Source organism: Sphingobium sp. B8D3B (assembly GCF_025961875.1).
Lineage (GTDB): Bacteria > Pseudomonadota > Alphaproteobacteria > Sphingomonadales > Sphingomonadaceae > Sphingobium.
On sequence record NZ_JAOQON010000001.1, the window covers coordinates 2520600 to 2540462 of the forward strand.

16 protein-coding genes and 1 pseudogene are annotated in these 19863 nt (G+C 60.7%); 9 read left to right on the top strand and 8 right to left on the bottom strand.

Features of this window, described 5'->3' with window-relative positions; genetic code table 11:
* Positions 1–440 precede the first annotated feature (440 nt).
* On the top strand, positions 441–1526 hold the full coding sequence (locus M2343_RS11720; RefSeq protein WP_264576799.1) for an acyltransferase family protein: 1086 nt from the start codon (positions 441–443) through the stop codon (positions 1524–1526).
* 96 nt (positions 1527–1622) lie between these two features.
* Here M2343_RS11720 and M2343_RS11725 read toward each other — a convergent pair whose 3' ends face one another.
* On the bottom strand, positions 1623–1856 hold the full coding sequence (locus M2343_RS11725) for a helix-turn-helix domain-containing protein (protein WP_264576800.1): 234 nt from the start codon (positions 1854–1856) through the stop codon (positions 1623–1625).
* Between the two features lie 689 nt (positions 1857–2545).
* Between M2343_RS11725 and M2343_RS11730 the strand changes: the two genes are divergently transcribed.
* The 7 genes from M2343_RS11730 to M2343_RS11760 all read left to right on the top strand — a co-directional run bounded on the left by M2343_RS11730 (position 2546) and on the right by M2343_RS11760 (position 9401).
* A complete protein-coding gene (locus tag M2343_RS11730; protein ID WP_264576801.1) occupies positions 2546–3076 on the top strand; it encodes a GNAT family N-acetyltransferase in 531 nt (176 codons plus the stop codon).
* A 487-nt stretch (positions 3077–3563) separates the two neighbouring features.
* Positions 3564–4682 (top strand): helix-turn-helix transcriptional regulator, encoded by a 1119-nt coding sequence (locus M2343_RS11735; RefSeq protein WP_264576802.1) that lies wholly within the window; start codon positions 3564–3566, stop codon positions 4680–4682.
* Positions 4683–4922: 240 nt separating this feature from the next.
* Positions 4923–6191: a hypothetical protein gene (locus M2343_RS11740; protein WP_264576803.1), complete on the top strand. Its 1269-nt coding sequence runs from the start codon at positions 4923–4925 to the stop codon at positions 6189–6191.
* A 67-nt stretch (positions 6192–6258) separates the two neighbouring features.
* Entirely contained in the window at positions 6259–6606 is a 348-nt protein-coding gene (locus M2343_RS11745) for a hypothetical protein (RefSeq protein ID WP_264576804.1), read from the top strand.
* 8 nt (positions 6607–6614) lie between these two features.
* Positions 6615–7301, top strand: coding sequence for a C39 family peptidase (locus M2343_RS11750; protein ID WP_264576805.1), 687 nt, complete (start codon positions 6615–6617; stop codon positions 7299–7301).
* Between the two features lie 2 nt (positions 7302–7303).
* On the top strand, positions 7304–8044 hold the full coding sequence (locus M2343_RS11755) for a hypothetical protein (RefSeq protein WP_264576806.1): 741 nt from the start codon (positions 7304–7306) through the stop codon (positions 8042–8044).
* Positions 8045–8057: 13 nt separating this feature from the next.
* On the top strand, positions 8058–9401 hold the full coding sequence (locus M2343_RS11760; RefSeq protein ID WP_264603892.1) for a transporter: 1344 nt from the start codon (positions 8058–8060) through the stop codon (positions 9399–9401).
* A gap of 29 nt (positions 9402–9430) precedes the next feature.
* On the opposite strand, the pseudogene M2343_RS16685 reads toward M2343_RS11760, so the two are convergent.
* Together M2343_RS16685 and M2343_RS11765 are read right to left on the bottom strand one after the other, a co-directional pair.
* Positions 9431–9706, bottom strand: a pseudogene (locus M2343_RS16685) (integrase); the annotation flags it as partial.
* Positions 9707–10045: 339 nt separating this feature from the next.
* Positions 10046–10462, bottom strand: a complete 417-nt coding sequence (locus tag M2343_RS11765) for a helix-turn-helix domain-containing protein (RefSeq protein WP_264576808.1) — start codon at positions 10460–10462, stop codon at positions 10046–10048.
* Between the two features lie 256 nt (positions 10463–10718).
* On the opposite strand from M2343_RS11765, the gene M2343_RS11770 reads away from it, so the two are divergent.
* Positions 10719–11354: a class I SAM-dependent methyltransferase gene (locus M2343_RS11770; RefSeq protein WP_264576809.1), complete on the top strand. Its 636-nt coding sequence runs from the start codon at positions 10719–10721 to the stop codon at positions 11352–11354.
* A gap of 619 nt (positions 11355–11973) precedes the next feature.
* Here M2343_RS11770 and M2343_RS11775 read toward each other — a convergent pair.
* The 5 genes from M2343_RS11775 to M2343_RS11795 form a co-directional block, all read right to left on the bottom strand.
* Positions 11974–12510 carry an ester cyclase gene (locus tag M2343_RS11775; RefSeq protein ID WP_264576810.1) on the bottom strand — a complete coding sequence of 179 codons (537 nt, stop codon included), beginning with the start codon at positions 12508–12510 and terminating at the stop codon, positions 11974–11976.
* A 265-nt stretch (positions 12511–12775) separates the two neighbouring features.
* Positions 12776–14386: a carboxylesterase/lipase family protein gene (locus tag M2343_RS11780; RefSeq protein WP_264576811.1), complete on the bottom strand. Its 1611-nt coding sequence runs from the start codon at positions 14384–14386 to the stop codon at positions 12776–12778.
* Between the two features lie 155 nt (positions 14387–14541).
* The gene (locus tag M2343_RS11785) at positions 14542–17055 is read right to left on the bottom strand and encodes a TonB-dependent receptor (RefSeq protein ID WP_264576812.1); all 2514 of its coding nucleotides are present in this window, start codon (positions 17053–17055) and stop codon (positions 14542–14544) included.
* A 117-nt stretch (positions 17056–17172) separates the two neighbouring features.
* Complete coding sequence (locus M2343_RS11790; RefSeq protein ID WP_264576813.1) at positions 17173–18636, bottom strand: carotenoid oxygenase family protein; 1464 nt, start codon at positions 18634–18636, stop codon at positions 17173–17175.
* Positions 18637–18962: 326 nt separating this feature from the next.
* Complete coding sequence (locus M2343_RS11795) at positions 18963–19676, bottom strand: FadR/GntR family transcriptional regulator (protein ID WP_181560778.1); 714 nt, start codon at positions 19674–19676, stop codon at positions 18963–18965.
* Positions 19677–19863: the final 187 nt, after the last annotated feature.

Genomic DNA, 19863 nt, shown 5'->3' on the forward strand with positions numbered 1-19863 from the left:
GCCGAAAAATCCTAAAATTAATATGCAGCCGTCATTCAATACCCGCTCCCCAGTCGATCGAGAGGATGTACGGCAAGACAATCGCCCCCGCCGGCATGATTCAGTCTCCCCTGGAAATTGAGTGAAGTAACTTGTGATTCAGCCGAGGGAAGACTGAATTCTCATCAGGAGGCAGAATTTTAGGATCGCGGTCCTTGGCCGAGGTCGCGTGCGGGTGCGGGTGCGGGTGCGTAAGATGTGATCACAGGTTGAACCTTAACAAGGAGGTCGAGCCGGGGGGTGGTCGCATGCCGACAGCAGAGCCAGGAGTGCGGTGGCGCAGGAAGGTTCTGCTGATGGAAAATGAGAAATATTGACACGGCAGCGTGCGGGGAGGCCGCACATTTTTGTTGCAAGTATTGCACCTTGCGCCTTAGCGCATCCATTGATTGGGGGTCTGAATGTCAAATAGCGGGAAGCTTTTGGGGGCTAATCCAGAGGCCGAAAAATTAAAATTCTACCCATTATTTGACTGGCTTCGCTTCGTCCTTGCGTCCGTCGTGGTGCTGGGGCACGCAGGTTTCGAATTCGCGCCCTTTCTGACGGGCGGCCTAGCAGTAACCGTTTTCTTCGCGCTTAGCGGGTGGCTGATCGGCGGCATTCTTCTTCGTTCGCAAATCCAAGAATTACCCCGTTTCTTTTTTAATCGAGCGACAAGAATCTGGATTCCATACGGGATCGCAATTGGCCTCCTTTACACCACCGCCCTGCTAAAAGAAGGTTGGAGCTTTTATTGGTTTAAATACCTGATCCTTGATGTGACCTTCACTCATCAGTTGTTTACGTTTTTCCCGGCGGCGCTAGCCGAAATGCCGATGGATGGATCTGGTAATCAATTCTGGAGCATCTCAGTCGAAGAGCAATTTTACTTGATTGCTCCTTTAATATTGCTGCTTTTACCGCGGGGCCGATCTTTGCCGCTGTGGAGTGCGATAGCTATAATCACCACGGCAATGAACCTGCACGCTGGAGCGATTGCTCTGGGTGTGTGTGCAGCAATTGCTGAAGCGCGCTATTCCATTTCTGCTTGGAAATTCACCCGCTGGATAGCTTCCTGCGTGGCACTTGCATGTGTCTTGGCGCTGGCCGTGACACACGTCACGTATGTCCTCGCCCCGGTGTTTGCCGTGGCAACCGTTCTGGCTTTGGCCAAGCCTGGCGACCGTAATCCTGTGGCGTTCATTGCGGGCGGCTTGTCTTACCCCCTTTACCTAAATCACTGGATCGGCGTCTTTGCTGTTCATTTCGTTTCGAAGCGCTTTCTTCCACTCGACCACGGGTCGTTCGTGATCGCTCAGTTCATTCTAAATGTTGGGTTGGCGCTGGCGCTGTACTGGCTGGTAGATCGCCAAATCCAGTTGCATCGGAACGTGTGGTATTCTAGGCGGCTTGGAATGAGCTTAGGCGCCGTGGCGTACGCTTTAGTCGCGATAGGCTTGGTGGCCGGCACGTTAATGCATTTGCTTGGTCCGCGGGGCGCTCTTTGATTTCTGCGCGTAGAAGTATGCAGCCACGCGCATTTCCCTTCTCAATCAGTCACTGGCGCGTTGTTGTCCAGCTAGCACAAAGCACGTGGTGCTCTCTCAATTGGCGCCATGCTGCTTCCCCAGCGTCATCCTGGGCACCATGGCGATCTGCTGCTCGGCACGCGCCATCAATTCAAGGTACAGCACGGAAAGCACGGTGCGCTTCTCGATCGGGGCGCGGCCGGCTTCCATGTCGACGATCACCTTGCGCGGTAATTCGAGTTCCTCGGCCAGGCGCTGCTGGGTCCAGCCGAGCAGCGTCCGCACCGCCTTGAGATCATCTGGTTGCATCGGTCGTTCATAAAACGGCGGCCGGCTAACGCACAAGCGGCGTGTCGGGGGCATCGACACCATGGCGGTCACCGACTTCCGGCCACTGCACTTCGAATCCCGAAATGGGAGCATCAAGAGGCAAATTTTCATCGCATGGTATAATGCATGGTATCGTGCCAATTTAGCTATAAATAAAGACCCGATTTCAATGCTCTAGATGGATGATATGACGGGCTCCGTCTCCGCCAGATCCTGAACCTCAGCGATCCCCCCTCAACCCAAATGCGAGCCCACAGCATTTGAGAAAACTGCGGTTTTCGTGAAATCGCGTGTAGCGCCAGTTCGTCAGAAACGCGTACAACCGAGCCGATTTTATGACCAATTTCATGACTTGATCCCGCGAGACCGCTCTCATAGCTGATAATGGATGCGCACTCGAACAAACTAAACGTCAAGCAGGTGGCGCGACTCACGAAGCCCGGAATCTATTCCGACGGCGGCGGTTTATACTTACGCGTGCGTAACTCGGGCAATCGATCTTGGCTCTATGTGTGCTGGCTGAATGGCCGCGTCGAGAACAGGCCTCGGCTCGGTGCACGATGTTTCGTTAGCGAAGGCGGCTCAGAACGAAGGGCTGATCTCGTTTCCTCCGCGGAAGCGATTTCAGGATGCTTCCAGCAGCTTTAGCGGCGGGCTAGTTACGCGCGATGCCCCTTCTCATCCGCACCGCCAGTTTTATGGACGCCGACTTCTTACCGGACGTCGAGCGCTCGGCGGCATCTGTCTTCAGGCGTTATCCCGATCTTGCATGGGTGGCCGATGCGGAGCCGCAGCCTCCTCAATACTACCTGCAGTTCATCGGAGCTCGAAGCGTCTGGGTCGCCGTCGTAGGTGAGCGGGTGATGGGCTTCTTGGCGGCTGAGCAATTTGAAAGCGATCTGCACATCAACGAAGTATCTGTAGTCAGGCATTATCAGAGACAAGGGATCGGCCGGAAATTGATCGACACGGCACAAGCGTATGCTCAAAGGCGGGCTTGCACCGGGCTCACTCTCACCACCTTTAGATATGTTCCCTGGAACGCTCCATACTACGAACGATTGGGGTTCAGGATTCTGGGAAAACGAGCCTCCGAAAGTCGCCTTCGTCGCTTGGTGGCGCAGGAGGTCACTTCCGGTTTCGCGCCAGAAAGCCGCTGCGCGATGCGGAAGAACATCGGTCACGATCAGGAGCTATAGACCTCTTCGCCGATAAGTTTTCCGACAATCTGGCGATGGAGTGGTAGCTTACTCCGCTCCGCGGATGGCGGGTTTCGGCATAGCCGGACCTTCCCGCAAGCGACCGTGACGGACCGCTTTGTGCCAACGTCAGTCTATATCCTTCACTGAAGACCGCATGAACGACGGGCAGGTTTCAGGGGGCAGTTTTACACGGTCCAATGTCGGCTATGGTCGGCAGGTGCCGCCAACTTAGCAAACATTTAGCTTACAAATGCTGGAGTTCAGAAGCGGCCGTTCATTAATAACCCAAATGTCGTTTCGCCGAATTGTAGCGTCCCCAATACCGGATGGTCGGCTATTGATGGGCATTGCCGGCATGAAATCCTCAAATTTCAGATATGTACCAAATCGGGGCAGTCTCAATCCCGCGATAGCGGAGCCAAATCAGCCCCCCACGCATTGTGGTTAACGCGCATGCCATACAATGGTGGGCTGAGGGGGAGGAATGGTCACAATATCGAAGACCGAGGTGGCCGCAGACCACATATTTGCAGAACCGGACGGTGGGCGCCCGATCGATCAGGACGGACAATCTGACCGGGTTGCAGACGATCTGGACTGGATTTTGAGCAAGTTCGCCGGTCGCGTCTTTGCGGACGAGGCGGTTCTTTCCCTTCATCGCGACGATAACAGCCCAGAGCTGCTTGCGCGAGTGAGCCCCAACCGCGCCTTGCTCTCCGATCCGCACTTGGCGGTTGCGATCGCCTGCCAGGATACCGACGCGCTTCATTATACCGGTCAAGGTGCGCGTGTTGCTTGGCACGAACTGACGCAGGTCGAGGAAGCAAAGCGTGCGATGACCTTGGCCGTGGCACAACATGGTGGGCTGCGCCTGATCCTCACGGCGCTTTACCGTCATGCCAACATGGTCCAGCGGCTCGCCGCCGAGCAGATGGCCAAGAAACTGCAGCCCGTGCTTGCGGGCTATTTTCGCCTCTGGCTGCATGCGCGAAGCCAGCAGCGGGCCTTGATCGCCTATAAGTCGGCGCTCGACCTGAGCGACGTGGCGATTATCATTCTTGACGGCCACGGCGCGGTGATCGGCGAGAATGCCATCGCTACGCTGATGTTCCAGAAGCGGGATGTGGTGCACAAGTCGCGCTATTCGCTTGTTGCCGTCAATCGCGGCGAGACCACCAAGCTGCACGCGGCCATGGACCATGCGTCGCACGATGGCGAAGCGGTGCTGATCAGCCTGAGCCGGAAGAATTATCGCCGGCCTCTCATGGCCCTTTTATCGCCGACATTCACGCGCCCGGAAATTTCCGCGGATCCTTCTTTCGTCCTGTGCATTTATGATTCGGACACGGACGTAACCCTGGCGCTCCAGCGCTGTTGCGACGCCTATCGGCTCACCAAGACCGAGGGTCAGCTGGTCCACCATCTGGTTTGCGGCCTCGCACTGAATGATGCTGCCGCCCGGATGAAAATCGCGGAGGCCACCGCGCGAAGTTATTTGAAACAAATCTTCGGAAAAACGGCCACCCATCGGCAATCTGATCTTATCAGGGTGATGTTATCGAGCATTGCTCGAACATCATTGGGTCATTTTTCCGCCCTCTGATTCAGAAGCCCGATTCCCTCTTATTATTCTGAGACTTTCGTTCGTCTTCACAATTATCACACTCACCCCCAAATGAGGGTTACTCATACAGCGCTATGAGGGGGGAAGAGATAGTTCGGTGGGGGTGAAGGTTAATTCGCTGTTAACCTATTCAGGGTGGGTCTCCGCGGAGGCGGAGTCGATGCGTCGATCGGGGAAAGCCCCGAGGGCGGCGTGGGAACCCTGAAAGGACGACAATCGATGAAAACTCTACTGATCACGGCCTCGGCCGCCGCGCTTATCGCGGCATCGCCCGCGCTGGCGCAGGACGGCAACACCGTCAGCGATAGCGGCAACAACAGCTGGATGGCCGAATCCACCACCACCACCAGCGACAGCGGCAACAGCGCCTGGACCGCAAACACGTCCACGAACGTGGCCACCAACACGGATAACAGCGTTGCCGACAGTGGTAACGATATGTCGAACAACTCGGTCAACACCGCCGACAGCGGCAACACGATGACGTCCGACAGCGGCAATTCTGCCTGGACGGCCAACACCACCACGAACACGGACAACAGTGTGGCGGACAGTGGCAACAGCGCCACCACAACCACCACCAGCGACAGTGGTAATTCGGCATGGACCTCCAATGCCACCACCAACACCGACAACAGCGTCGATGTGGCAGACAGCGGCAACGACATGTCGAATAACTCGGTGAACACCGCTGACAGTGGCAACACCACAACCACGACGAGCGACAGCGGCAACTCGGCCTGGACGTCCAACGCCACGACCAACACCGACAATAGCGTCGATATTGCCGACAGTGGCAATGACATGTCCGACAACAGCCTCACTGTCTCCGACAGCGGCAATGATATGTCGAACAACTCGGTGAACACCGCCGACAGCGGTAACACCAGCACGAGCGACAGCGGCAACAGCGCCTGGACGTCGAACACCACCACGAACACGTCCACGGACAATAGCGTCGCCGATAGCGGCAACGACATGTCCAATAATTCGGTGAACACGGCCGACAGCGGCAATGACTCGTCCACGCATGACATGTCGGACAACAGCTCCGCTTCGGGCGCGCAGGTTGCGGCCAACAATGGCGGCACGGCAACCGACAGCCGCGACATGTCCTCTCAGGATGACAGCTCGACCAACACCGTTGCCAGCAACAACAGCTGGGAAGACAATTCGGACAATTCCGATCACAGCTGGGCCTTCAGCGGCGGTGATACCGCAGCCGGTTCCGCCAAGTCGGATTCCGTCTTCGGTGACAGCGCCCTGGTCGCCAGCGCCAACCTCTCAAGCTATGTCACGGGCGTGAGCGTCAGCTTCGACGGTCGTGGCGGCGAGTCCCCAGTGGCCGACAACAGCATCCGCACGGGTGGCAGCGCATTCCAGAACTTCGCTGGCATGCAGGCGGTCAACCAGAACACCGGCGTTGGCGCATCGCAGAACGCGTCGGTGAGCGTGGCGGTCTCCGCGGGCGACATCACGCTTCGCTAAGCCTCTCCAACTGGCCGGCGATCTCCACCGCCGGCCAGTCTTTTTACATCATAAAGGGAGAGGATGCATGAACCGATTTCTATTCCGCCGGGCATGGCTTGTGACCTTGTCGGGCAGTTTTGCCTCGGCTGCCCTTGCGCAACCGCCATTTGAGGGCGCGGCGCCGCCGGTCGATGTTGCCACGCTCGAGCAGGTGACAGGCCGCGCGGATCTCAACCAGATCGCCCAGTCCGAGCATGTCGCCGCCGTATCGGACAGCAGCGTGAGCGGCAATTCCGTCACCGGGGCGGTGGCCATCGATGGGAACGCATTCCAGAACCTTTCCGGCCTCTCGATCGTCAATGCCAATTCCGGCAACAACGTCGCGATCAATGCTTCGATGAACGTCAACATCGCCCTGCTGCCCGCACAATAATGGCGCGCATGCTCCTTGCCGCACTCATGCTGCTCTCCGGCTGCAGTGCGCAGGTGAGCGGAGGACCGACGTTCCAGCTCGGAGCGGCGGGTCTCGGCGATGTCGCGCCGCCTGTCACGTCGTTCGAGGACCGGCGTTTTTTGACGGTCGTTCGGCAGCAACATGATTTCAGTTGCGGTTCGGCTGCGCTCGCCACGTTGCTGACTTATCATTATCGCCGGAGCAGGGCGGAAGCCGACGTGTTCAACGGCATGTGGCGCGTCGGAGACCGTGCGCAGATTACCCGGCTCGGCTTTTCGTTGCTCGACATGAAGCGCTATCTTGCCAATGCCGGCCTCAGCGCGGACGGATACAAGGTCTCGCTCGATCAGGTCGCTGCGGCAGGCGTGCCCGGCATCGCGTTGATCGAGGCGAACGGCTATCGCCATTTCGTCGTGGTCAAAGGCATCAGCGCGGAGGAGCTGCTGATCGGAGATCCGGCGCTCGGTCTACGCACCATGTCGCGACCTGCGTTCCAGCGCGCTTGGAACGGCATCTATTTCGTGATCGGCGAGGATACCGCGGTGGGACGCAGCGCCTTTAATGGGGATCGGCAGTGGGCGGCCTTCTCCCGCGCACCGGTCGGCGCCGCATTCGTTCAGCCGCTCAGCCAGCAAGCACTGGCTTTGACTGCGCCCTTCATGAGGGACTTCTAGCCATGAACCGCCATCTCATCTCGGCCGTTGCAGCGGCCGTCCTCTGCATCCCCGTCTTCGCGCAACCACCGGTCGGGGGACACGAGCCGGTTCCGGAGGATGTTCTTGCCGAAAGCCGCGGCAAATTCCTCCTCCCCAACGGTGTGGAAGTCGCCATGGCCGTACAGACCGATACGAGCGTCGACGGGCAATTGCTCCTGCGCAGTGTCTTCACCGTCGATCAGGGCGCGCCGCGCCTTGCCATCTACGCGCCACAGTCGACAAGGCAGCCCGACGCGCCAGGCACCAGCGGCCCCTCGCAACACGCGGGCAACCCGGGTGATGTCTGGGTCAGTTTCGACCGCGAGAGCGGTGTCTCGCTCGTCGAGCGGAGCTATCGTCCGAGCGTCGGCGCCGTCACCGTGAGTACGGGCGAGCAGGCGGAGATCGGCCTCAGCCCCGATGGATCGACACCACTCCCGCTAGGCCCGGGCGATCGCGCGCAGACCCAGAACGGCACGGTCGGGCTCGACCGGCTAGGCAGCGGTTTCAAGGTGACCTTGTCGAAGCAGGATCTGGAGGTCAGCCACGTGTTTGGGCAGGCCTTGGGCAGTGTGCTCCTCAACAGCGGTAACAACCGTGCGATCGAGACCAGCACGACGATCAACCTCGATCTGATGAACGCCACGCCCGCGACCGTCGGCTCGGCCATGCCGAGGATCGACAGCATGGCGCTTGACGCGACGCGGGATCTTATTCGTTGAAGGAAGGACACAAATGACCAGAATAGGTCGGCTCCTGGGGGGAGTGGCAATGCTTGGCGGCGCACTGGCTGCATCACCGGCATGGGCCCAGCCAACGGGCACCGCGCTGCCACAGTCGAGCAATGCCAGCCCCGAACTGAAGCAGGCGCTCAGCCTCATCGCCCGGCAGCAACAGCAGTTGGAAGCGCAGGAGGCGCGCATTCGTGCGCTGGAGCAGCGCCTTGCCATGGATGCGCAACCAAGTGGCGCAACGGCGGCGCCATCGGCAGCAAATCCGCCGCAAACTGTTCAGTCCGCCAGCAACGCTGTCCCGCCGCCGCGCGCGCCCAATGGTGCGCCCCAGGCCCCGGCTGGCCCCGTGGGGGAAGCGCCACCGGATATCGATCGCCCGCCCGAGGTCGCGGTGCTGGGAGAGCAAGGCAGCGTCGTGACCCGGCGCGGTCAGCTCACCGCCGAGCTTCAGCTCGATTATGCGCGGGCCGACCGCAACCGTGCGCTTTTCCGCGGCATCGAAGTGGTGGAGTCCGTGCTCGTTGGCGTGTTCGACATCAACGAGAGCCGGCAGGACGTGCTCACGGCATCCGCCGGCCTGCGTTATGGGCTCCTCGGCAATGTCGAGATCGGCGCCCGTCTTCCGTTCGTCTATCGCAATGACAAGTCGGTGCTGGCCCCGATTCAGGGCACGACGGGCGATCCCGATGCGGCGACCATCGATAGCAGTACCAGCGGCCGGGGGATTGGCGACCTTGAGCTGTCGGCGCGCTATCAGCTGAGCTCTGCGCGTGGCGGCTGGCCGTTCCTGATCGGCAATTTGCAGGTTGTGGTGCCCACCGGCACCGACCCGTTCGACATCTCTCGGGATACGCTGGGCCGCGCGACCCGCGCCGCCACGGGGTCCGGCTTTTGGGGCGTGACGCCGAGCCTGACCGCAATTCTGCCCAGTGACCCGGCCGTCCTGTTCGGCTCCATTGGCTACACCCGCAATTTCGGTCACGGGGTCGACACGGTCATCCCGCCGGTGCGTATCACCTATGTGAAGCCGGGAGACGCGATCTCCGTCAGCATGGGGATCGGCGTGTCATTGAACCAACGCACCTCGTTCAACCTGGGTTATGCGCACAGCTGGTCCTTCGGCACGCGCACCACGCAGCGCCTGCTGATGCCCACGATGGACTGGGGCGACCCGCAGGTGCAGACAGCGCGCGATCTCCAGATCGGCCGCCTGCTGTTCGGCGTAAGCTACCGCGCGACGGACCGCACGACGCTGAACTGGTCGGTCGAGGTGGGGGCGACCGAAGACGCCACCGATCTGCGCACGGTGCTGCGCATCCCGTTCATTTTGTCGAGGGGCAGGTGACGCCGCGGAACGTAGTCGTTCCAGCGCGCCTGGCCTGTTTTCTGCTGCCTTACAATGGCTCGCGTTCGGATCTGCCCGCCGCTGACTGGGTCGCCAAATCTTCATTTGCACCTGGTCGCGGCCCCGGAGTTTGCTGTTCGATCGCTAGACCGAACAACGTTCGATCTCATAAGCGGCGTCGCTGATCGAGGTAGAAGTGAATCTCCCAAATTTGTTTCGGCTTCAGGGCACGCTTTCACGCCGACTGTCCTTCCTGCATTCTAGGTCCGATGCTTGGTGTTGGGTTCTGTTTCAGGCATCTCCATGATCATTCTCCAATGGCCGGAATGGCCATCTGGAGAATGCTCGACCTATTGAGGGGATGAATTCAGCAGGGCACCTGGCGATCAAACCTGGCCGTTCAGATCCGGCGAAGCGAACGTCTGCTTCTGACAATAGCAGCATTCGGGCCACTTCAGCCCGTCCGGCGGGACGCGCCCAAGACACGCCATTGCGCGGCAGGAGTTGTACGTCCGCTAACACCAAGTGTGGTCGTTCGCGAGCACCTCGAGCCTGATGATCAAATGCTGGATTTTGGAAGCCGTTGCGGGCGGCTCGAGATCCGCTAGCGCAGCAATTTTTACGGAGAAAAGGCTCGGTCTTTTTCAGGCCTTGCGTTTAGCCTTTCGTGTCCTGTTTGCCGCGACCTTCATCATACGGCGAAAGGTGGCGCATTCTGCATGGCTGGGGGCTGGACAGGCGGCAGCGTGTCGGAGACCGTCTCGCAACGCGCCAAGCCGGCGAACCAGGCGGTCGATTTCGTCGGCCCTCGCTAACAGCATCGACCGGTCGATGTTTGGAGCCCGCCTTTTGCCCAACATTCCCGATATCTCGTCAAGAGAAAAGCCTGTCGACCGACCGAGGGCCATCAGCGAAAGGCGCTCCAGCACATCGGGGTCGAACGTTCTACGCCAGCCGCGGCGGCCAAGAGACTCGATGAGCCCCCTCTCCTCGTAGAAGCGCAGCGTGGACGCTGGAACGCCACTGCGGCGGGCGATTTCGGCGATGTCGATCAATACCATGTTGACCTCACGCGGACTTGAAGTGGCAGGATGCCCCGAATCTAAGTTTCGAACAAGGAGCACCTATGGCTCGTCAACAAGCAGGTCAGGCGGGATGGACTGCCGGCAAAAGCAATGTGTGGGTCGACCTGCAGCCCATGCTCGATCGGCTGTTTTTGCGATTCGAGGCAATCCTGGTGAATGAGGTCGATCAGACCTCTCGTTCTGTACTCGACATCGGATGCGGAGCGGGGTCCACCACTCTGGCTGTTGCGGATTGGCTGAAGGGGGCGGAACATGTACTGGCGTCGACATCTCACCGGACCTCATCCGCCTCGCTCGTCTTCGGGCCGAGCAACGGCCCAATGCCCATTTCTTGTGCGGCGACGCGCAGCGTCATGACTTCCCTCCCGAACAGTTTGACGCGATCGTCTCACGCTTCGGGGTGATGTTCTTCGACGATCCGGTCGCAGCTTTCGTGAATATCCGACGTGCTGCGCGGCCGGGTGCTGCGCTGCGTTGCATCGTCTGGCGTGGCATGGCCGACAATCCGTTCATGGCGACCCAATACGATGCCCTTTCACACGTCTCGGGTCCGCAAGCAAAGCTAACATCCCATGCTCCGGGTCAGTTCGCCTTTGCAGATGACAGGCGGGTGAAGCATACCCTTGCCGGCGCGGGATGGCACCGCGTGACCATCGAACCGGTTAGTGTCCCTTGCGAGCTTCCTGCCAACGACTTGGCGATCTATGCGCGACGCATGGGTGGCATGGAAACGATCCTCGCCAGCTTGGACGAGGTTCAATCCTTGCGGCTTCAACGTGCTCTAGATGCGGGGTTCGCGCGTTTCGTGGTGGAGGAAGTGGCCTGGATCGATGCTGGGTGCTGGATGGTACGGGCAACGAGGGAATGAGCGCGACCATGATGTGGGAGCCGCTCATGAACAAATCCGGTGTCCACCAGCAGCCGCGGGGCCGTCAAATAGCTGATACGTGGGCGATTGTGTCCGCATGCTCTGAAATGCACCAATGTTAGGTTCGGCGTGAACGATCATCATTGACGTTGTAGCGGCGATCTGGCCGTAACTCAGCACATCAGATACATGTGAATTCATGACTATTTTTATGACGACTGCTTATTCATTCAATTCTAAGACTAAATCCCTCGGCCATGCTCTCACAGCTCGCATTGCGACCGGCATTCGAAACAAATAGAACGTTCATTTGATTGAGAGAAGCCCGACATCTGTTCGGATAGCGGTGTTCCTTCGTTCGCGGGAGGAATTCGGATAAAGATAATGGCTTTATGCATGCAGGCTGAGTGGTGGGCTGAGAGAGATGGGCCGGCTTCAGCCCACGATGGTTCCTGCGCCACTGCGAGAGAAAGCCTGCGACCGCTCGATCTCTTTGACAGCGGTACAGTTTTTCTGCGCTGCGTAGCATTAGGGCAAGGCATTGGACACGCGCCGCGATTTCATCCGGAGTGATGACAACCGACGCGCGTTTCTCGCGACGCGCGGTTTTACCCTAACGTTAGAGCTTCTTCTGATTTGGGTCGATCTTGGGCTCGCCCTTCAGCATCGGGTCCCAATGCTCCGCGATCTTGCCGTTTTCGATCCGGAACATGTCGAACCAGGTCGTGTAATAGGTCTGCCCGTTCGCATCCTTTTCGGGGCGCACAAATGCAATGACGACCTTGTCCCGCTCCGCCGTGATGTCGACCATGGGGAGGCTCAATTTTGCCTCCACAGGCCGCTGCGGGCGCGAGGAGCGGACATAATCCATCACGCCGGCCAAACCCTGGGCGGCATTGGGATTATGCTGGATGTAATCCTTCGCGATGAATTCGTGCGCGCGATCGACCTGACCAGCCACGAGCACGATCCGATACATGTCGTACACCAGCCGCTTGTTCCGCGCGAGCTTGGGGTCCTCGCTGGCGAGCAAGGCAGCGTGATCCGTAGGAACGGACGGCGCTGCCGCCGGCGCTTCATGCGATGAGGGCGGGGCTACAGCCGGCGTCGAGTCCGGGGCCATGGCAAGAGCGGTAGCAAGCAGGATCGATATCATGGGAGAAGCCTAGCATGACAGAGGCGGAAAAAGGTAGGACTTTTAAGCGCCGCCAATTCCTCTCGTTTAGAGATCGGATGGCGAGGCAACGCTCTGTTATGAAAAGACGATAATCTGCGCCAGCGGCGAACGATTTCTACCATCTTTGAGCGAAAGCGGCTTTGCGCGTGGAACGCCGACCATAAAAACCAGAGTATTGATCAACTGTTTCGCCCTCGCTCCCGATCGGTCCGTCACGCGCCGCCTTGAGAATTCGCGCGACTGCTCAGTCACGCAAGGCAGCCGCGACGGTTGCCAGTTCGGCCTGGTCGCTGCCGGTGTCGAGCCGGATCTGATCGTCGTAGATCATTGTCGCAGGTCGGTCCCGATTTGCAGGCGTCCAGCGCGGCAAACCCGGTCCGTTGGGGTCGCCGGTCCCGGCAAATCGGGTCCAGGCGCCGGCCATGATATTGGACAGCTTCAGCGCGGCCGCGTTCCCTCCGGTCATCGTGGCGCAGCGTTCTGCATTGGCGAACGCGTAGGGGATATCCGCACAATGGAATGCGCGTGGCCGGCCATCCAGCACCGGCGCAGGGCGTGCGAACTGGTACAGCCATGCGCCTGCTCCGCCGATGGCGGCCTTGCGACGGGCAAATTCCATCGCGCTGAGGCGCAGCGGCGCGGTCGCGATGCGTGACCATAGATCGCAGGGCAAAGCGTGCGGCGTGCGACCTTTGAAGGCCTCGATAATGCCGTCCGCACGATCGCCGAACAGGCCGGTGACCCGTTCCCGCAATTGCGCTGCCGATAAAGCCTCGAACGCCGGGTCGTTGATGCCGGTTGCGAATTCGTTGAGCGTGGTGCCGACGATCAGCGGCACATGCGCGGAGTTCGCCAGCGCGCCATCGGAGAGCACGCCGCCGGGCAGAGTGGCCCCGCCGATAACCGGTCCGAACGAGAAGCGCGGCAAATTTCGCGGATCGATGGGGCTTCCCGCAAGCTTGGGATTGAGCCGCCGCGCTGCCGCATTCGATGCCGCAAGCAATTGCGGATAGGGCACATCCTGCACGGCGCGCGCCGACGTTCTCGCAATGCCCAGTTCAGCGAGCGTTGCGGCGGCCAGGCTCGCGGCCTCGTCTACCGTCACGCCGGTGGGGACATAGCCGCTCTGAACGATCGCCCGATGGAACAGCCCGCGCGCCTGAGGCATGGCCATCAGCGCCGCAACCTTGCGTCCGCCGCCCGACTGGCCGAACAGCGTGACGCGCGCCGGATCGCCGCCGAACGCTGCGATATTGTCGCGCACCCATTGCAGCGCGGCGACGATATCAAGCAGACCGACATTGCCGGAGTCCGCGAAGGCGGAATCGAACGTCGACAGATCGAGAAACCCGAGCGCGTTGAGCCGATGGTTCAACGTGACCACCACCACGTCGTGCAGGTCGGCCAGATTATGGCCGTCGAAGGCGGGCAGGTCATGGCCCGATCCGGCGATGAACGCGCCGCCGTGCAGCCAGACCATCACGGGTCGGGGGCGACCGGCATCGCCGCGCGTCCAGATATTGAGCCGCAAGCAGTCTTCGCGCTCGTAGCTGTCATTCCATTGAAAAATGAACGCTTCTTCGTCATTGGCCCGCCCCGATCCGCGATCTTGCGGACAGACCGGCCCGAAGCTCAGTGCGCTGCGTACGCCCGACCACGGACGGGGCGGACGTGGCGGCAGGAAGCGATTTGGCCCGGCCGTGTCATCCGCATAAGGAACGCCCTTGAAGGTCAGGACGTCGCCCTGCCGATAGCCGGCCAACGTCCCCGATTGCGTTTCCACGCGTGCCGTATCCCGGCCTGCTGATACCGCCTGCCCGCCAGTGCGCGAGGGAGCAACAGCGGCGGCTGCCATGCGAGGGGTCTGGGTGCTGGCAGCGACGATTGCGGCGCCGCCCGTTAATATCGCTCTCCGACCGACTTTCACCCTGCCGCCTCCACCCTATTTCATCTTATGGTTCTCGAGGCGGGGCAGAGATCGCATCGCGACCGCCGCCCCGCCGCCGATCATTAGAACGAACGCTTCACAGTCAGGCGCCACTGCCGCGGCGCGGCCGGGAAGCCGTTCACCGTGCCATTGGTCGCACGGTTATCCAGATAAGCGTAGTAATAAAGCTTGTTCGTCAGGTTCATGACGTTCGCAATCACCTGCCAATCGCCGCCCGGAGCATCCCAGGTCAGGCCTGCATTGAGCAGCGTATAGGCCGGCACCTTGTTGAACGTCGTATTGGGGATCGACGTCTGGAAGCTGGACTGGAATGTCATGTCCAGCCGTGGCGTCAGAGTGCCGAAATTGGCCGTATCGATGCGATACTGGGCGCTCGCGCTGCCCTTCCAGTCGGAGATCAGCGGGAACTTGGAGTCCAGCGTGGTGCCGGCGCTGATCGCCGTCGCCTGCAGCGACTTGAAGCCGATGTTGATGTAGCCGACTGCCGCCTGAAGCGTGAGATTGCTGGTCGGGCGAGCGGTCAGTTCCAGTTCGCCGCCCTTGGTCACCGCCTTGCCGACGTTCAGCAGCGCGCTGCACGGCTGTGCATAGCTTGCCAGAGGCACATCCGGGTAAGCCGGGTTGGCCGGGCACGCGCTGACCGGGAGCTGGAGATCGGTGTAGTTGCCATAGAAGAAGCTGCCGTTGACGCGCAGCTTGCGGTCGAACAGGTCGCTCTTGAAGCCAACCTCATAGGAGGTCAGCTTTTCGGGCGCGAACGGGATGACCTGATAGATATTGTACGGCCGCGGGTTGATGCCGCCGCCCTTGAAGCCGGTCGCGACCGACGCATAGGTCATAATCGTGGGGGTCCACTGATACTGCGCTGCAATGCGATAATCGACATTGTCGCCCTTGAAGGTGCCCGAGGCGCCATTCACCGGGCAGACCGCCACATTGACGATCGTCCCGCCCGCTTCGGGGCAGGGCAGATAGGGCGGGCCATCGGGATGGCCGCCGAGCTGCGTGCCCGGCACGCCGAGGCGGCCGAACTTGAAGGTCTTTTCCTGCTTCGAGTAGCGCAGCCCGCCGATCAGCTGCAGCTTGTCGGTCACGCTCCAGTCGACGTTGCCGAACACGGCATAGGTCTTCGCGGGCACGCGATCCCGCCCGATGAAGTCGAAGGGCGGGATGTCGATGCGCGAATCCAGCGCAGTAAACTCATCCATGAAGAAGCCGCCGAGCGTCAGATTAACCGCATCCTGCATCAGGCTGGCATTGACGCGCAGCTCCTGCGTCACCTCGCGATAGGTCAGCGCATTGAAGCTCTGTGCCAGCGGGACGGGCGTCGCATCGTTATCCTGCGAGAACTCCATCTTCTGCTTGCGGTAGGCTGTGATCGACTTGAACGAGACATTGTCGGCAAGCTTGTAGTCGATCGTCAGGGAGACGCCGCCGCCCTTGGTCGCCGAGCTTGAATCCAGGCAATAGGCGCCCGAGCGGCTGCTCGGGGTCGGGTCGCAATAGGTCGCGTAGTTGGTGTAGGGGCTCGTGCTGAAGCTGTCGCTAGCGAACGCCCCGAACGGGGAATAGCTGATGAACTGCGACGCGCCGGTCGCGGTGCCGATGCTGACGCCATTGATGCTGTTCTTGGGCGTCAGGCTGTCATTGCGGGCATAAAGCAGCGTCTGCGGCGTGCCTTCCGACTTGTCGCTGACATAGTCCGCAGCAAGGTTGACCTCGAGCGCATCAGTGGGCACCCAGCGCAGCTGGACGCGCCCGGCTGCCACGGCCTTTCCGCCTTCAGTGCCGAGCTTGCAGTTCGCATCGCGCGCGAAGGACGGAACCTGCGTACCCGGATGCGTGCAGGCATAATCGTACCGCGTGACATAGCCATCCTTGTGGTCGGTCACGCCGGTGATCCGCATGAACAGGCGATCGGGCACCAGCGTCATGTCCGCTGCCGCATTCACGCGCACATTATTGTAGCTTCCGTAAGAGAGGGAGATGAACCCGCCGCCATTGCCGGTCGGCTTCTTGGAATAGAGCTTCACCGAGCCGCCGATCGAGTTCTGCCCGGCCAACGTGCCCTGTGGACCGCGCAGGACCTCGATACGATCGAGGTCGACCAGATCGAAGTTCGCGCCAGCGATGGTGCCGTAATAGACGTCGTCGATATAGGTGCCGACGCCGGGCGACACGGCGGGATTGAAGTCCACCTGGCCTACTCCGCGAATGAAGGACTGAACCGACGGACCGGCGCCAGCGGGAGCCGGCTGGAGCACGACGTTGGGGGCCTGGGCTGCGACATCGCTGACGGTGGTCAGCCCCTGCGCGGCGATCGTCTCAGCCGACAAGGCCGTGATCGCGAGCGGCGTTTTCTGGGCGCTCTGGCCACGGAACTGCGCGGTCACGACGATTTCGCTGATGCCGTCCTCGGCCTGTGCGGTCGGTTCCGCCTGATTAACGGGTGCCGTCGACGGAGCCGCCTCCTGCGCGAAGGCGGGTGCCGCACAAGCGATTGCCATCGCGCCGACCGCGACGGAGTTGCGCAACCAGGTCGCGCCGTTGATTTGCCAGATGCTCATGGTCTTCATTCTTTCCCTCCTAAAAGCACCGCTCTCGACGAGCGGGCCGAACCATTGAATTTCAATCGATTGCAAAACTGAATGAAAAAGAAGGCGCGCGGGGCGCCCGGAATTACTGCTTTGGTTTCAGGTCTTTGCTAGCGCCAGTTGGGTGGCTGGCATCCATGTGCCATGCACCTGAGCGCGCAAGGGCAGCGGCACATGCACCTTGGCAACCGGCCCCGCCCCGACCGCGCCAGCATCGATGACCCATAGCTGCGAGGCGAAGGCCTGATCGCCGACCTGGCGATCGACCACAGCAAGCAGCCACCCGTCATGCCCCGGCGCGGCCGAGGGCACATGAACGGGCTCGCTGATTGCGTGACCGGGCGGCAGTGCGAGCGCGTCGAGCCCGCCATGCGCCACATCGATGCGGATAAGCATGTTGAAGGTCATGCCGACCGGGCCGCCGGGCAGCGGAGCCGGCCCATTCGGATTGACCGTCAGATACCAGCCGAAGCTGTACGGCAGGCCGGTATCGGCATCGCGAATGCGCGGCATGTCGCCCGGGGGGCCGAGCGGCCGTACTTCGTAGGAAGAGCCATCCTTGGTGAGGTCGAACGTCCAGCGTTCGAAGGCACCGCGGATCTCTTGCTGACCGCGCTGGATTCCGCCCGCTTCGCGCATGAACGGAAATGCGTTCGTGTCGGATACGAAGATATCGAGATGAACCCGATCGCCTTCATCAAATGCGTTCATGATATGAAAAGCGGACGCGCCAGCCGCGCCTTCGAACCAGCGCATCGCAGCGACATCGCCATCGCGCGGCATGATTCCAACGCGGCAGGTCAGGTCCTGCTCATGGGCCCATTTCGGCCCGCCGGCGCGCAGCCGCTCAAGATCGGTGGTGGTCGGAAAAATCGGGAAAATCGCGCGGCTCTTCGTGATCGCAAAGTCATGGATCATGCCGCCATAGGGCTGGTCGAACCACTGCTCGCGAACGAGGTTGCCGTCGCGATCCGCAATCCCATAGGCGATCGCCCGCGAACATTGGCCATCGGCCTCATAGCCGAAGAAAAACAATTCGCCGGTCTCGGGATCGATCCGCGAATGGGCCGTCATCGTCTCCGATTTGAGGGCGCCGCCGAAATCCCAGGCACCGAGCGTGTCCAGGGTAGTCGGATCCACGCGATAGGCGCGGCCATCCTCCTTCGTCATGAACAGCCGACCTGCATGCCAAAGCGGCGTCGTGTTCGCGACCGTGCGATCAACCCCCGCAACGCTGGGGTCATCGGTAAAGGGATTGCGATACTGGCCGAACAGCGCGCGCCGGGCTTCGCGCTCGGCCGCATAACGCGCGGTTTCGACATAGCGAATGTCATAATCCACAGCGCCGTGTTCGAACTTGAAACGCGCGATCATCCCGTCTCCCGACAGGATATGATCGTCATCGAACATGGGCGGGTGGGCCGGATCCGGGACGGCCCGAAAGAAGGCGCCTTCGATCTCGGAAGGGATCTCGCCTTCCACCAGCAGGTTGCGGACAGACGCTTCGGTGCGAACAGGCGTATTAAGGCCCGTGAAATGAATGGTCTGAGGAAAAGCGGTCATGACAGGACTCCGGCAGAGCTAATCCGCCGCAGTTGGTCCGCATCTAGCGAATCGCCGATTATCTGACCGTCCGCCATCCCAAGCCCCTCACATCTATGTCTTTTCAGCATCTTAAGATGCTTCAGCCCTATAAATATTCACCGTCCGGCCGATCGTCTGGCCATAACGCGCCGGCGCCGATACCAACATCGCGCGGACGGAGCCACAAAAAAACAGACAATTTGAGGAAAACCACACAGAATGCTCATGGCATATACTGCGCTACAGCGGGCGCTACGGGCTGGGCGCTTTATGATCGGCAGAACTCGGGGAACCCTCGTAGCACGTCAGGTGCTGCGGATCAGGCCTTCCATGGCAGCGGATGCTTCCTCGGCTGCGCCCGCGGCAACGGCATCAAACAGCGCCCAATGTTCGCGCACGGTTTCGCGCGGCGTGCTGCTGCCGCCCTGAAATTCCGTGTACCACAGCACAAAAGTGCCAAGGCTGTTGCCCAGATTGACCAGCGGGGGATTGGCCGTTGCCTGCAACAGCACTTCATAGAACTGGCGGTTCGCCGCCTGTCCCTTCTCGCTTGTCAGGCCAAAACGTTCCATGTCCTGCAAAGCCTCGCGCATTCTCGCGATCTGCTGGAGCGTGCGCCGCTGCGCTGCAAGGCTTGCAATTGCGGGCTCAATGATCAGTCGCATCTCGACCAATCCCTCGAGCACGGATGTGGAGGCGCCGCCTTCGAACATCCACTCCATCACATCCGGGTCAAGCAACGCCCAGCGCGTGATGGGCATGACAACGGTGCCGGTGCGCTGGCGGGACTCAACCAGGCCCTTGGCGGCAAGCACACGGATCGCCTCGCGATAGGCGCTGCGGGAAACGCTCAGCTCATCGCTGGCATTGAGCTCAGTCGCGAGGATATCGCCGGGATGATGCTTGCCCGTTACGATCGCCACGCCGAGATCGTGCGCGATCCGACGGTGCAGGCTCGTTTTCTGCCGCTTCAGCTGCACCGGCCGGCGGCTCGCCTTGTTCGTTGCGGATTTTGTCATTGCCCACCCATGGTTGCGCCGAGTTTTGCAGCGTCAGCTAGCCGGATTGCGGCCTTAAAGCCAGCATGGCGCGCACAAGCTGTCAGATTATGCAGCGAATTTATGCCTTTGCCGCTCGTGCAGAAAGCGCTGGCGCGACGAACTCTCAGCCGAATTGCGCTGGCGCGGCGGGGCCGGGACCGGGCGT

Coding starts and splice junctions, on each gene's coding strand:
- M2343_RS11720 (WP_264576799.1), top strand. CDS start 441: ATGTCAAATAGCGGGAAGCTTTTGGGGGCTAATCCAGAGGCCGAAAAA.
- M2343_RS11725 (WP_264576800.1), bottom strand. CDS start 1,856: ATGCAACCAGATGATCTCAAGGCGGTGCGGACGCTGCTCGGCTGGACC.
- M2343_RS11730 (WP_264576801.1), top strand. CDS start 2,546: ATGCCCCTTCTCATCCGCACCGCCAGTTTTATGGACGCCGACTTCTTA.
- M2343_RS11735 (WP_264576802.1), top strand. CDS start 3,564: ATGGTCACAATATCGAAGACCGAGGTGGCCGCAGACCACATATTTGCA.
- M2343_RS11740 (WP_264576803.1), top strand. CDS start 4,923: ATGAAAACTCTACTGATCACGGCCTCGGCCGCCGCGCTTATCGCGGCA.
- M2343_RS11745 (WP_264576804.1), top strand. CDS start 6,259: ATGAACCGATTTCTATTCCGCCGGGCATGGCTTGTGACCTTGTCGGGC.
- M2343_RS11750 (WP_264576805.1), top strand. CDS start 6,615: ATGCTCCTTGCCGCACTCATGCTGCTCTCCGGCTGCAGTGCGCAGGTG.
- M2343_RS11755 (WP_264576806.1), top strand. CDS start 7,304: ATGAACCGCCATCTCATCTCGGCCGTTGCAGCGGCCGTCCTCTGCATC.
- M2343_RS11760 (WP_264603892.1), top strand. CDS start 8,058: ATGACCAGAATAGGTCGGCTCCTGGGGGGAGTGGCAATGCTTGGCGGC.
- M2343_RS11765 (WP_264576808.1), bottom strand. CDS start 10,462: ATGGTATTGATCGACATCGCCGAAATCGCCCGCCGCAGTGGCGTTCCA.
- M2343_RS11775 (WP_264576810.1), bottom strand. CDS start 12,510: ATGATATCGATCCTGCTTGCTACCGCTCTTGCCATGGCCCCGGACTCG.
- M2343_RS11780 (WP_264576811.1), bottom strand. CDS start 14,386: ATGGCAGCCGCCGCTGTTGCTCCCTCGCGCACTGGCGGGCAGGCGGTA.
- M2343_RS11785 (WP_264576812.1), bottom strand. CDS start 17,055: ATGAAGACCATGAGCATCTGGCAAATCAACGGCGCGACCTGGTTGCGC.
- M2343_RS11790 (WP_264576813.1), bottom strand. CDS start 18,636: ATGACCGCTTTTCCTCAGACCATTCATTTCACGGGCCTTAATACGCCT.
- M2343_RS11795 (WP_181560778.1), bottom strand. CDS start 19,676: ATGACAAAATCCGCAACGAACAAGGCGAGCCGCCGGCCGGTGCAGCTG.